General features: G+C 56.5%; 9 protein-coding genes. 7 read left to right on the top strand and 2 right to left on the bottom strand.

Going from position 1 to position 12,496, the window contains the following annotated elements; all coding sequences use genetic code 11:
• Positions 1 to 31: 31 nt before the first annotated feature.
• Together AC1RSM_RS12000 and AC1RSM_RS11995 are read right to left on the bottom strand one after the other, a co-directional pair.
• Positions 32 to 1,009: a FecR family protein gene (locus AC1RSM_RS12000; protein ID WP_492932774.1), complete on the bottom strand. Its 978-nt coding sequence runs from the start codon at positions 1,007 to 1,009 to the stop codon at positions 32 to 34.
• A 9-nt stretch (positions 1,010 to 1,018) separates the two neighbouring features.
• A complete protein-coding gene (locus AC1RSM_RS11995) occupies positions 1,019 to 1,522 on the bottom strand; it encodes an RNA polymerase sigma factor (RefSeq protein WP_492932773.1) in 504 nt (167 codons plus the stop codon).
• A gap of 262 nt (positions 1,523 to 1,784) precedes the next feature.
• Here AC1RSM_RS11995 and mutS point away from each other — a divergent pair, with 262 nt between their 5' ends.
• The 7 genes from mutS to bioD all read left to right on the top strand — a co-directional run bounded on the left by mutS (position 1,785) and on the right by bioD (position 12,496).
• The gene (gene mutS, locus AC1RSM_RS11990; RefSeq protein ID WP_492932772.1) at positions 1,785 to 4,421 is read left to right on the top strand and encodes a DNA mismatch repair protein MutS; all 2,637 of its coding nucleotides are present in this window, start codon (positions 1,785 to 1,787) and stop codon (positions 4,419 to 4,421) included.
• 335 nt (positions 4,422 to 4,756) lie between these two features.
• Entirely contained in the window at positions 4,757 to 5,947 is a 1,191-nt protein-coding gene (locus tag AC1RSM_RS11985; RefSeq protein WP_492932771.1) for a JmjC domain-containing protein, read from the top strand.
• 517 nt (positions 5,948 to 6,464) lie between these two features.
• Complete coding sequence (locus AC1RSM_RS11980) at positions 6,465 to 7,709, top strand: benzoate/H(+) symporter BenE family transporter (RefSeq protein WP_492932770.1); 1,245 nt, start codon at positions 6,465 to 6,467, stop codon at positions 7,707 to 7,709.
• 397 nt (positions 7,710 to 8,106) lie between these two features.
• Complete coding sequence (locus AC1RSM_RS11975) at positions 8,107 to 9,303, top strand: cytochrome P450 (protein WP_492932769.1); 1,197 nt, start codon at positions 8,107 to 8,109, stop codon at positions 9,301 to 9,303.
• Positions 9,300 to 10,466, top strand: a complete 1,167-nt coding sequence (locus tag AC1RSM_RS11970; protein ID WP_492932768.1) for an aminotransferase class I/II-fold pyridoxal phosphate-dependent enzyme — start codon at positions 9,300 to 9,302, stop codon at positions 10,464 to 10,466. Before AC1RSM_RS11975 ends, AC1RSM_RS11970 begins: the two co-directional genes overlap by 4 nt.
• Positions 10,467 to 10,472: 6 nt before the next feature.
• The gene (gene bioA / locus AC1RSM_RS11965; RefSeq protein WP_492932767.1) at positions 10,473 to 11,813 is read left to right on the top strand and encodes an adenosylmethionine--8-amino-7-oxononanoate transaminase; all 1,341 of its coding nucleotides are present in this window, start codon (positions 10,473 to 10,475) and stop codon (positions 11,811 to 11,813) included.
• A complete protein-coding gene (gene bioD, locus AC1RSM_RS11960) occupies positions 11,810 to 12,496 on the top strand; it encodes a dethiobiotin synthase (protein WP_492932766.1) in 687 nt (228 codons plus the stop codon). The genes bioA and bioD overlap by 4 nt, the downstream gene beginning before the upstream one ends.

Genomic DNA, 12,496 nt, shown 5'->3' with positions numbered 1-12,496 from the left:
GTAGACGAACGAGAGCCTATTTACCGGACAATTATTTTTTCAAGGACACTAGCCAGGCCCCTTTTCCATCACGTTGAACCTGCACGGGCAAGATTCCCGGCAAGCTATCCAGAAAAGCCCCCGGATCGCGCAAACGGAAGCTGCCTGTTACCCGCATCTCGCGCAGACCTGGCTCATCGGCCAGATTCAGGGGCGGAGACAGATAGTCATTCCAATGCGCGGCTACCTTAAATAGAGGCGTCTCATCAAACACCAGCCAGCCCAAACGCCAGGCACCTACCTGCTCCGGGTCTACATCGACACGAGCAGCGGGGGCATTCCCATCCAGACGCAATGCCTGCCCAGCCTTCAGGTCCATGACATGCTCGTGCCCATGATGAGTGAAAAATGCCACTTGCCCATGTGCCACCGCTACGCGCAAGGCCTGCGCCGTCACCCTGACGGAAAACTCGGTCCCTACCACCCGAATCTGCCCTTGTGGTGTCTCTACTAGAAAGGGCCGAGCAGGGTCTTTGCTTACTGCGGCATAAATCATGCCTTCACTTAACTGCACCCGACGCTCCGAGCGCATCATGCGCACCTCCAGTCGGGTATAGGGTGCCAAGGACAACTTGGAACCATCTTGCAAACTGTATTCACGCTGCTCGCCATGGCCGGTTTGCAGAGCCAGCAATTGCAAAGGCTGTTGCCAATACCAGCGGGCCCCAAAACCACCTGCGGCACCGACACCCACCATGCCCAGCATGGCCAGGACCCGCCGACGCGACTGTCGAGCACTGCCATAGTGATCGGGCATGGGCACCAACTCTTGCAAGCTTTGGGCCTGTGTTCCTTCCCAAGCCCGCAAAGCCAGCTGTGCCGCGGCCTCATGGTCTGCACTGCGTCTGCGCCATTGCAAGAACTGCTCTTTTGCCGCATGCGCGCTTGCCGGGTCCCCGCCGTGCTGACGGGCCAGCATCAAAAGCGCTTGCTCCAGGCGCTCGCGCGCGGCTCTATCCGGTGCAGACATGAATCAGACTCAGTGAGCGTTAGCCAAGTCCAGGCAATCCATCACCGCCCGCACCACGTGTTTTTCAATAGCCGCCACAGACAGCCCCAGGTGAAGCGCCGCCTCCTGGTGACTGAAGCCATAGATGCGCACCAACACAAATACCTCGCGTCGCTTGCGCGGCATCACCCCCAAACGGCTCAGCAAAGCCTGCAACTGCTGGCGCACTTGAACCAGATACTCCGTACAAGGGGCTTCGGAGACCATGGTCATGGCCAGCGTATCGAGCATGGCCTTTTCGGCCTGATCGCGCCGAGCCCCGTCAATCACAATATTTTTGCCCGTACGAAACAACAAAGCCCGCAAATTGCGGGCCGGACGCGCAGGCGACACCGTGGCAAACACACGCGCATAACTTTCTTGGACCACATCGCGCGCCGCATCCCGGTCATTCAGGAAGCGAGCGAAGAAATTGACCAATTCGGAATAATGCCGTGCGTCCATCAAGTCATGAAACTCAGCACCACCCACCATGCAAAGGACTCAGACGGGCCGGTCACTGACTGCTGGAAACGGAAGTGATTATCTTAAACAATAAATGAGAATGAATTCTATTACTGTTTGATAGCAATGAGCAAGATAATGATGAGGCAATGCGCAAACAAGCAATATCCGCATATCTACGCGGGCTAAATAGGCGCACTTGCCTACCCTCCACTTGACTGCGCTCGCTACAATATCCACTCGGCCGCCTCTTGGGCGGCATTGTTGTTGAATTCCTGACTTTTACTGCGCTATGACCTCTGCTGCCGATCTGTCCGCCCACACGCCCATGATGCGCCAATACCTTCAGCTCAAAGCTGAAGCTGGCTCGCATCTGCTGTTCTATCGGATGGGAGACTTCTACGAGATGTTCTACGCCGATGCCGAACGCGGTGCCCGCCTGCTGAACCTGACACTGACCAAGCGCGGTTCTTCCAATGGCGAGCCCATCCCCATGGCAGGTGTGCCCTTTCATGCCATGGAAGGTTATCTGGCACGTCTGGTCGCCTTGGGCGAGTCCGTAGCCATTTGCGAACAGGTGGGAGACCCTGCCACCAGCAAGGGCCCGGTTGAACGCAAGATCATGCGTGTGGTCACCCCCGGCACACTGACCGATGACGCTCTCCTGCCCCCCAAGGCCGACAGGCTGATTGCCGCCTGCACCTTGATCAAGGTGCAACGTCAGGAAATGATTGGCCTGGCCTGGATGAACCTGGCCAGTGGCGAATTCCTGGTGAGCCAGTGCGAACCTGACATGCTGGATACCGAGCTCAACCGCATCGGCCCAGTGGAACTGGTCTACCCCGAATCCCTGCGCCCCAGCCCTGAATTGCCGCAAGCCAGTTGTCACACTTTGCCGGACTGGCACTTTGCGCAAGATGGGGCGCGCGAAACCTTGCTGGACCATTTTGATCTGGATTCTCTGGCCAGCTTCGGGCTGGACGATCTGCCTGCGGCCACGGCAGCGGCTGGCGCCTTGCTGCGCTATGTAGGCAGCACTCAATCCCAGTCACTGGTGCACATTGCCGCCATCCGCGTGCAGCACAGCTCGGACTTTCTGGTTCTGGATGCAGTCACGCGCAAGAATCTGGAAATTACTGAAACCATTAGCGGTGAAACCAGCCCCACGCTGTTCTCCACTCTGGATCATTGTCAGACCCCTATGGGCAGCCGTTTGCTGCGCCGCTGGCTGCATCACCCGCTGCGTTTGAACCAAGCCGTTCAGCAGCGCCAAGATGTAGTGTCACTCTTTTTCCAGACTCAACAAGCAGCCAGCCTGAATGCGGGCGATCCTTTGGGCTTGCTGCGGCAGGCGCTGCGCCGTTTCCCCGATTTGGAACGTATCGCCACCCGCATTTCGCTGCGTAGTGTGCGCCCACGTGAATTGGCCAGCCTGCGCGATGCGCTGGCTACCCTGCCGGAGCTGCGCCACGACCTGGAGCAGCACTTTGGCCAATCAGAACAGCTACATGCGCATTTACTGAATCTAGCCCTAGACCCGGAGCTGGCAGCGCTACTGCACACCGCAATTGCCTCCGAGCCAGCGCTGCTGGTGCGTGATGGCGGAGTGATTGCAGACGGCTACGACGCTGATCTGGACGAGCTACGCAGCCTGGCCAGCGACAGCGGCGATGTACTGGTAAAAATCGAGGCCCGAGAGCGCGAACGCACAGGCATTCCTACCCTGCGCGTGGAGTACAACCGCGTTCACGGCTTCTTTATTGAAGTCAGCCGTGGTCAGGCCGATAAGGTCCCGGATGATTATCGCCGTCGCCAAACCCTGAAAAATGCCGAGCGCTTCATAACCCCAGAACTAAAAGAGTGGGAAGACAAAGTGCTGTCCGCCAAGGATCGCAGCCTGAACCGCGAGAAATTCCTGTTTGAAGAATTGCTGGACAAGTTGCAAAGCTACGCTGGCCCCTTGGCGCTGTGCTCCAGCGCCTTGGCAGAGCTGGACACTCTATCGTCCCTGGCCTTGCATGCCTTGGACAATAACTGGATCGCCCCCGAGCTGACGGAACAAGCGGGTATCTGGATTGAAGCGGGCCGCCACCCGGTGGTGGAACACAGCATCGAACGCTTTACCCCCAACCATTGTGAAATGCACGCCCAGCGCCGCATGCTCTTGATTACTGGCCCGAACATGGGCGGTAAGTCCACCTATATGCGGCAAGTGGCCTTGATTGCCCTGCTGGCACGCATTGGCAGCTTTGTACCGGCCAGCCGCGCACGCATCGGACAGATCGACCGTATCTTTACGCGTATCGGAGCAGCGGATGATCTGGCAGGTGGGCGCTCTACCTTCATGATGGAAATGACCGAAGCCGCTGCCATTCTGGCAGGCGCTACTCCCTACAGCCTGGTGCTGATGGATGAGATTGGCCGCGGCACTTCCACCTATGATGGTTTAGCACTGGCCTGGTCTATTGCGCATCGTCTGCTCAGCCATAATCAGGCACTCACCTTGTTTGCCACGCACTACTTTGAGATCACGCGCTTGCCCAACGAGCTGCCTGCCGCCGCCAACGTGCACTTGGCAGCCGCCGAATCTGCTTCGGGCATTGTGTTCCTGCACGAAGTCCAAGAAGGCCCCGCCAGCCGCAGCTACGGGATTCAGGTAGCACAACGCGCCGGAATTCCGTCTGCCGTTATCCGCCAAGCCAGCCGTGAGCTCAGCCGTCTGGAAGCACAGAACGACCCTAGCGCCCAGCTGGATTTGTTCAATGCAGGTAGCGCCCCCGAAGCTACGGTCGCAGAGCCAGACCCCACCACGGAACAGGCGCTGGAGCTGCTGGATCAATTCAAGCAACTGGATGTCGATGATCTCAGCGCACGTGACGCGCTGGATCTGTTGTACCGCTGGAAAAAAGAGATGAAAGCAGCGGGTTAAACAGCACAAAGGGAGCTCAAAAAGCTCCCTTTTTTTATAGGTGCTCCGGTTTGGTTTTCTGCCATTCCACGCGTCCGGATGCCTAGTTGTTACCCGGCACGGAATGGCCTTGGGAAGCATTCTCCCGCATAGAAGAATCCATGAGCCAGCAAGAGCGGCTGATGAACGCAAACCATAGTCCCTGTCGGCACACTTTCACAAGCCAAACAGCAAGTGTCTGAATATTTTTTCCGGTTTCTTTGCTCTGGATGCACCTTCCTGGCTGGCTTAGCGTAAGCCTGGACGGGCCGGATCAGTTAAGCTACGGGCTAATTTAATTCTTGTTCGGGCAGTCCATGAATATCGACCAGCCATTAACCCTTTTGGGTGGCATCAGTGCGCATGAGTTCATGCAAACCTACTGGCAACGCAAACCTTTGTTGATACGCGCTGCCATCCCTGGCTTTAAGCATTCGCTGAGCATAGACAATATCCGCGAGCTGGTAACGCGCGAGGAAGTCGAGTCGCGCTTGATCGTCCATGATGGCGAAGACTGGGAAATGGAAACCGGCCCTTTTGACGAGCTGCCGCCTGCCTCGCAGCCCAACTGGACGGCCTTGGCGCAAAGCGTTGATCTGCACGATGACAACACGGCTGCCCTGATGCGCCAATTCCGTTTTATCGGCGATGCGCGTCTGGACGATGCCATGATCAGCATTGCTTCCGATGGCGGCGGCGTAGGCCCACATTTCGACAGCTACGATGTGTTCTTGCTGCAAGCCCACGGCAAGCGCCACTGGCGCATCAGTCAGCAAAAAGATTTAAGCCTGGTGCCCGATCTGCCCTTGAAGATTCTGCGCAATTTCCAGGCCGAGGAAGAATTCACACTGGAGCCGGGCGATATGCTGTATCTGCCCCCGCATGTGGCGCATGACGGCATTGCCATTGGCGACTGCATGACGATCTCGATCGGCTTTCGTTCGCCTACGCAGGCTACCCTGGCACGAGGCTTGATGGACGCCGCCTCAGACCAGTTGGCCGCTGCCAGTGGGGAGGGTTTCGGGCTGTATGCAGACCCACCCATGCCTATGCCAGAAGCGATGCAAACGCGCTATACCGATCCAGACGCCGGCGCCAGTGCGACCCCCGCCGCTTTGCCTGAAAACCTGATTCAAAAGTCTTTGGATGCCCTGAACGCCATCCGTTTTGACGACTCCTTGGCAGCTCGTTTTTTAGGCGTCTGGCTCACCGAGCTACCCAGCAATACCTGGTTCGATATCGCTGACGAACCGCTTGATTTGCACGATTCCGAGCTGCCCGCTGGCCGTCTGGCCTTGGACCGCTGTTCACGCATGATGTATCGCGGCGAAGAGCTGTACATCAATGGTGAAGTTGCCTCCTGCCCGGCCAGCCCCGCACTGAAGCTGTTGGCCGATCAGCGCGAGTTGCAAATTCCGGGTGACACCTTTGCCGAGCTGGACGACGATGAGCGCGACATGCTCAACGCCTGGATGGATGATGGCTGGTTGCAGTTCTACGAAAGTTAAAACCAACATCACCACTTAGCCTGACAAGGGCGAGACCGGTTAGCAACAGTCTCGCCCTTGGTATTTCTGACAACAAAAAAAGAGTACAGAAAGCTTTTGTTCTTGCAGTATTATCTGCCTTGGCAGGTACAGCAGCGCAGCATCAGAACAGCTATCTTGTGGTTAATTCAACACCAGTAAAGAAGCAATTTACTGAATGCGGCTGGCTGAAATAAGAAATGGCAGAAGCCTAAATTATTGGGCTGCGTTCTATAGCACTCAATCTTTAGCTAAGTTGGCGAAACATTCATCGCCAAAAGCTCCCAAGGCCCACAGCCAGTAGCTTTACAGCTATCAAAAAACTGAATCCCGGCCACCGTCAAACCCTGCCTTAAACTTCCCCATCAATTACTCAGCCGACTAGCCACTTTAAAAGTGGTCTGCTCAAACACCCTAAAGCGTCAGGTCATACTAGTCCATTTAATGGCTATAAATAGTGCTCGTTTGTCATCTTCCTTTTTGGAAAGCGCAGAGCACCATGTCTACTTCCCAATCGCCCTCCTCCAATTTATTCAGCGATCTGATCCCGCCTATCGTGGCTGGCCTGATCTCGGTCATCGTCAATTATGGCGGCACGTTCATCCTGGTTTTTCAAGCCGCTAAAGTGGCCGGACTCAGCCCCGAGCTGACGGCCTCCTGGGTCTGGTCAATTTCAATTGGTGTCGGCGTGACGGGCCTGCTTTTAAGCTGGGTTTCTCGCGAACCCATTATTACCGCCTGGTCTACCCCAGCAGCCGCCTTTTTGGTCACCGCTTTAGCCAGCACCCCCTACGAAGAAGCCATAGGTGCCTATTTGATTTCAGCAGCGGCCTTTGTGATTCTGGGCCTGTCCTCGTACTTCGAACGCCTGATCCGCCTGATTCCTAACGGTATTGCCGCCGGTCTGTTGGCCGGGATTTTGCTGCAATTTGGCATTGGCGCCTTTGGCAGCATGACGCTAGACCCAAAACTGGCAGGTTTGCTGATTCTGGCCTACCTGATCATCAAGCGGTTTTCTGCCCGTTATGCGGTGGTCGGAATTCTGGTTCTGGGCCTGGCGTTTTTACTGGTGGAGCATCGTGTGGACCTCAGCGGTCTAAAGCTGGAACTGGCCGCCCCTGTCTTCACCATGCCCGTTTTCTCGCTTAATGCCTTGCTCAGCGTTGCCCTGCCGCTGTTTTTGATCACCCTGACGGGCCAATACATGCCAGGCATGCTGGTTTTGCGCAATGACGGCTTTCGCACCAGCGCCAACCCAATTGTGTGGGTAACGGGCCTGGGTTCGCTCATCATGGCCCCCTTCGGATCGCATGCCATGAATGTGGCCGCCATTACCGCTGCAATCTGCACCGGCCCCGAAGCACACCAAGATCCCTCCAAACGCTGGGTTGCCGGTATTGCCGCTGGCGTGTTCTATATTCTGATTGGTATTTTTGGGCTGACACTGGCTGCCGTCTTTATGGCCTTCCCCGCCACCTTCATCACCACCCTGGCGGGCCTGGCGCTATTGGGAACCATTGGGGGTAGTTTGGCCGGAGCCATGGCAGAACCCAAATCCCGCGAAGCCGCTTTGATTACCTTCCTGGCCTCGGCGGCGAACATCACGCTTTTCGGTATTGGCGGAGCCTTCTGGGGCCTGGTGATCGGTTTGCTGGCCTACTTTATTTTGAATGGGAAGCTGCCCACGCGTCAGGCCAAAGAACAAGCTGATGCAAGGCTGGCCACCACCTCTGATGCTCGCTGATTTTTCTTCCAGGTCCCAAGATCCTTACTAGCTGCTGGTAAGCCCTACCTGGAAGCTGCCCGGCCTTGCGCCGGGCTTTTTTATGCCTGTCTGACAGGCGCAGTGATACGCGGATATCCAACGCTTTGCATTAGTGAAAGGCTCCCTCCTTTCCATCAGGATGGTCAGCACGATACGCAGAATGCAGCTATCCACTGCTGTGAAAACCACCTGAATCCAGACAAGTTTATTGTAAAAAATAGACACACAAAAAACATCTACTACTGCCAAAAGGGATCTATGCGCCCGTAAATACACCAAAATACCTGGAAAGAATTAATAGACACAATCTCCTGACTGCCTCTTTGAACCTCAAGTGCTAGCCTGCGCTGGCTTTGATCTTCAGGAAAACAGCGTCATGTTTGGTGATTTCGATTTGGCTTCCCCCTATGCGGCTTATGCCCTTCTTCGGCAAGGGCCGCCTTTAGCTTGGGATGCGGATTTTTGTGGGGGAGCATGGCTGGTTCATCGGCATCAAGACGTGCAAGAGGCGCTGCGCAATCCAGATTTAAGTGTGCGACGAGTCGGTGGCTGGGTATCTCAAGTGGGCGCAGAACCCTCGCCGCGCTTGCAAGCATTTAAGGGTTTGATGGCCAGAACACTGGTCTTTATGGACCGCCCCCGACACACCCGCGTACGGCGCGTCCTGAATGCCGCCTTCACCCCAAGAGCCTTGGAGTCTTTACACGGCACGATTGAAAAACGGGTAGCGCAAACCTTCCTGACTTTGGAGCAAAAGCTTCAACAAGGTCAGGCCGATCTAGTGGAGCAGGTATGCCGCCCTCTTCCAGCGTGGGTCATGATGGATCTGCTGGGCGTGGGGCAATTGCCCTTGCCACTCTTTCAAACCTGGTCGGAGCAACTGGCTCGTTTTATCGGGTCTCCCACCCCGGACACTGTCTTATTAATGGACACCCAGGACGCCCTGTTGCAGATGGCTGATTTTTTGGGAACTCCATCCAATCTGCAAGTAGACGGCTTGGCGTGGAGGCTTTTACAAGACCCGCACTTATCCCTGCAAGGTCGGCGCGAACGTCTGGCCCAGTCCTGTATGTTGCTGTTTGCAGGCTATGAAACCTCCCGGCATCTGCTCAGCACCCTGTTTCAGACCTTGCTCAGCCACGAGGACAAGCGGCAGGAGCTGGAGCAGAACCCTGCTCGGATTCCTGCTGCAATCAAAGAGATGCTGCGCCATGACAGCCCCATCCAATACACCGCCCGGCGTGTGATGCGTAATCAGCACTGGCACGGTCAAGCTCTGCGCAAAGGACAATTGCTGCTTTTGTTATTGGGCGCCGCCAACCGAGACCCGGACGTTTTCCCCCAGCCGGATGAAGTGGATTTCAACCGCCCGCTTCATGCCGAATTGTCTCTGGGCTACGGAATCCATCATTGCTTGGGGACAGGCCTGGTGCATCTGGAAGCCAAACTAAGCCTGCAGACATTCTTACCGCTGCTGTCACGACTTCAACTAGGGAAAGGCGAGCGCCTGACCTTACCCGCCTATCGGGGCTGGAAAAGCCTGCCAGTGCAATGGCGGGAAATGCCATCATGAGTGTTTTTTTAGCTCATATCGAAGAGCAAGTTCGCGCCCTGAAAGACAAGAATCTGTGGCGTCAACGCTCCCTAAGCCGCCCCTTGGCCAATGCCCACATCGAGAGCAATGGGCAACTGCTGTTGAACTTCGCGGGCAATGACTATCTGGGCCTTAGCCGGCATCCGCTCTTAAGCAAGCTCCCTCCTCAAGACACAGCAGGAGCAACCGCCTCGCCCCTGATCTGTGGTCACCACCCTCTAGCGCAGGCGCTGGAAGACGATCTGGCAGCCTGGACGGGCTTTCAGGCCAGCCGCCTGTTTGTTAGCGGCTATCAAGCCAGCCTGGGCATCATTCCTGCCTTGGTGGGCCCTGGTGACACGATCTTTTGCGATCGGCTCAACCATGCCAGTCTGATCGATGGCAGCCGCCTGTCCGGCGCACGGCTGCGCGTTTATCCTCACCGGGACATGGCACGCTTGGACGACTTGCTAGGCCGCCCCCGCAGCGGCCTGAAACTGGTGATCTCAGACAGCCTGTTCAGCATGGACGGCACCATCGCCCCTGTACAAGAGCTGATTGAACTGTGTGAACGCCATGACGCCCTGCTGTATCTGGATGACGCCCACGGCATCGGAGTATTAGGAGAAAACGGTGGTGGTGCGACGGAGCATTTCTCGCTCAGCGCACAGCAACGCCAGCGCCTGATTTACCTGGGGACCTTTGGCAAGGCTGCAGGACAAGGCGGAGCCTTTATTGCGTGCTCGCTATCTTTAGCTGACTGGTTGACCCAATCGGCACGCAGCTATGTGTACAGCACAGGTTTGTCCCCCGCTCACTGCGCCTCTTTACACGCTTGTCTGGGGCTGATCAAACAGGCTCAGACACAACGCGCTGTGCTACGTGAGCATATCCGCACATTTCAGACCCGGGGCAAGACCCTGCCCTGGCATCTGGCTACTTCGGACACCCCCATTCAAAACCTGTTGATAGGGGAAGTCCAAGCGGCGATGCAGCTCTCCGAACACTTGCTTCAAGCCGGGATATGGGCACCAGCCATCCGCCCGCCCACCGTACCCCGCCATCAAGCCCGACTCCGCATCTCTTTATCCGCCGCCCACAAGCAGCAAGACATTGAAAAACTGCTCCAGGCCCTGCATGAAGCCGCCTACTCTTTACGGTGATTTGCCATGAATCCTAGCTCTCTGTCTCCCCTGGCCCAGCGCAGCCTGCAGGCTGTCTGGCATCCCTGTACTCAAATGCAGCACCACCAGCAAGGAGTGCCGCTGCTGGCAATCCAACGCGCCCAAGGGGCCTGGCTCTACGACCAGGAGGGGAACCGCTATCTGGACGCCATCAGCTCATGGTGGGTGAATTTATTTGGTCATAGCCATCCTCATCTAGTGGCCGCCATCACCGATCAGGTGCAGCAGCTCGATCACATCATGCTGTGCGGACTCACTCATGAACCCGTGGTGCAACTGTCTGAACAGCTGTCGGCACTGACAGAGCATCAACTCGGCCACGCTTTTTATGCCAGTGATGGTGCTTCCGCCGTAGAAATCGCGCTCAAGCTCAGCCTGCATTACTGGCGCAATCAAGGGCAGGAGCACAAGCAGCGTTTTGTCGGCATTGAACAGGGCTATCACGGTGAAACCCTGGGTGCCCTGGCAGTCACTGATGTCGCTTTATTCCGTGAACACTACGGCGCCCAGCTCAGTGCTCACTACACTGCAACCAGCCCGGATCTGCGTCAGGCAACTGGCCCGGAAGATTACCCGCACGTCACAGCAAACGCCTTGCTGTCTCTGGAACACATTCTGGATAGTCATTCTGATATTGCAGCCGTCATTCTGGAACCTTTGGTGCAATGCGCGGCTGGCATGAGGATGCATTCCACGGACTATTTGCGGGGCGTACGAAGCTTGTGCGACCGCTATCAAGTGCATTTGATTCTGGATGAGATTGCAGTCGGCTGTGGGCGTACCGGCACCTTCTTTGCCTGCGAACAGGCCGGCATCTGGCCCGACCTGCTGTGTCTGTCCAAAGGCATTAGCGGCGGTGCCTTGCCTTTGTCCGTGGTGCTATCCAGCACGCAGCTCTACCAAGGCTTTTACGATACTGATTTGCGGCGAGGTTTTCTGCACTCCCACTCCTACACGGGTAACCCGCTGGCTTGTCGCGCCGCCCTGGCCACTCTGGAGCTGTTTCGTCAGTACCCCATATACGAGCTGCAAAACACATTGGGCAGGCAACTGGAAGCCGGCTTGCAATCGCTGGCACGGCGCCATCAAAAGATGCAGCATCTGCGGCGTTGCGGAACGATCTGGGCTTTTGAGCTGGATGTGGGGCCCGCCCGCTACGATCATCAAGGTTTTGCACGGCGCTTTTATCGCTCCGCCTTGCAATACGGGCTGATGCTGCGGCCAATTGGCAATACGATTTACCTCATGCCCGGCTATCTGTGGAATGAGGCTGAAGCCCAGCATTTGCTGGCTGGCCTGGACGCACTGATGAAGGAATACGCATGAAGGCCTGTTTTGTGACAGGCACCGATACGGAGATCGGCAAGACCCTGGTCAGCGCGGCCCTGCTGCACCAGCTCCGCCAGCAAGGGGCACGCTGCTTGGGTGTGAAACCCATTGCCTCTGGTGCGCAAGAAAAGGATGGTCGCTTGCATAACGAAGACGTGGACGCATTAGCACGTCACTCCAGCGTTCAGATTTCTACCGAGGCATTAACGCCCTATCTGTTTCAAGAGCCCGCAGCACCACATATTTTGGCAGCACAAGCGGGCCTTCAACTGGACCCAACTCTGATCAAACACAAGATTGCTCAACTGCATGGGCAGACCGACTATATGGTCCTTGAAGGCGTGGGTGGCTTTATGTTGCCCTTGGGCCAAGGGCTAAGCGGTGTGGATTTGGCGCAGGCTTTGCAGCTTCCTGTTGTGCTGGTCATAGGACTGCGCTTGGGCGCACTGAACCATGCTTTGCTAACGGCTCACGCCATACGTGCCAGTGGTTTGCCTTTGCTGGGCTGGGTGGCCAATTGTGTTGACCCGCACATGACGCATCTTCAGGAGAACCTGCAAACTCTGCACGATTACTTACCCGGCGCTTGTCTGGGTGTGATTCCCTCGCTGGACTCAGCCTGCCTTGATGAACGTATTGAACAAGCGGCTCAGTATCTGCGTTCACCTTGGAGCCTGTGA

It is taken from the genome of Alcaligenes sp. GW821-FHT11D07 (assembly GCF_058808495.1).
This window is presented reverse-complemented; position numbering and strand designations above follow the sequence as displayed.

Excerpts from the sequence above, each read along its gene's own strand:
- bioA (WP_492932767.1), top strand. The coding sequence starts at position 10,473 with ATGAATCCTAGCTCTCTGTCTCCCCTGGCCCAGCGCAGCCTGCAGGCT.
- AC1RSM_RS11985 (WP_492932771.1), top strand. The coding sequence starts at position 4,757 with ATGAATATCGACCAGCCATTAACCCTTTTGGGTGGCATCAGTGCGCAT.
- mutS (WP_492932772.1), top strand. The coding sequence starts at position 1,785 with ATGACCTCTGCTGCCGATCTGTCCGCCCACACGCCCATGATGCGCCAA.
- AC1RSM_RS11995 (WP_492932773.1), bottom strand. The coding sequence starts at position 1,522 with ATGGTGGGTGGTGCTGAGTTTCATGACTTGATGGACGCACGGCATTAT.
- AC1RSM_RS11975 (WP_492932769.1), top strand. The coding sequence starts at position 8,107 with ATGTTTGGTGATTTCGATTTGGCTTCCCCCTATGCGGCTTATGCCCTT.
- AC1RSM_RS11970 (WP_492932768.1), top strand. The coding sequence starts at position 9,300 with ATGAGTGTTTTTTTAGCTCATATCGAAGAGCAAGTTCGCGCCCTGAAA.
- AC1RSM_RS12000 (WP_492932774.1), bottom strand. The coding sequence starts at position 1,009 with ATGTCTGCACCGGATAGAGCCGCGCGCGAGCGCCTGGAGCAAGCGCTT.
- AC1RSM_RS11980 (WP_492932770.1), top strand. The coding sequence starts at position 6,465 with ATGTCTACTTCCCAATCGCCCTCCTCCAATTTATTCAGCGATCTGATC.
- bioD (WP_492932766.1), top strand. The coding sequence starts at position 11,810 with ATGAAGGCCTGTTTTGTGACAGGCACCGATACGGAGATCGGCAAGACC.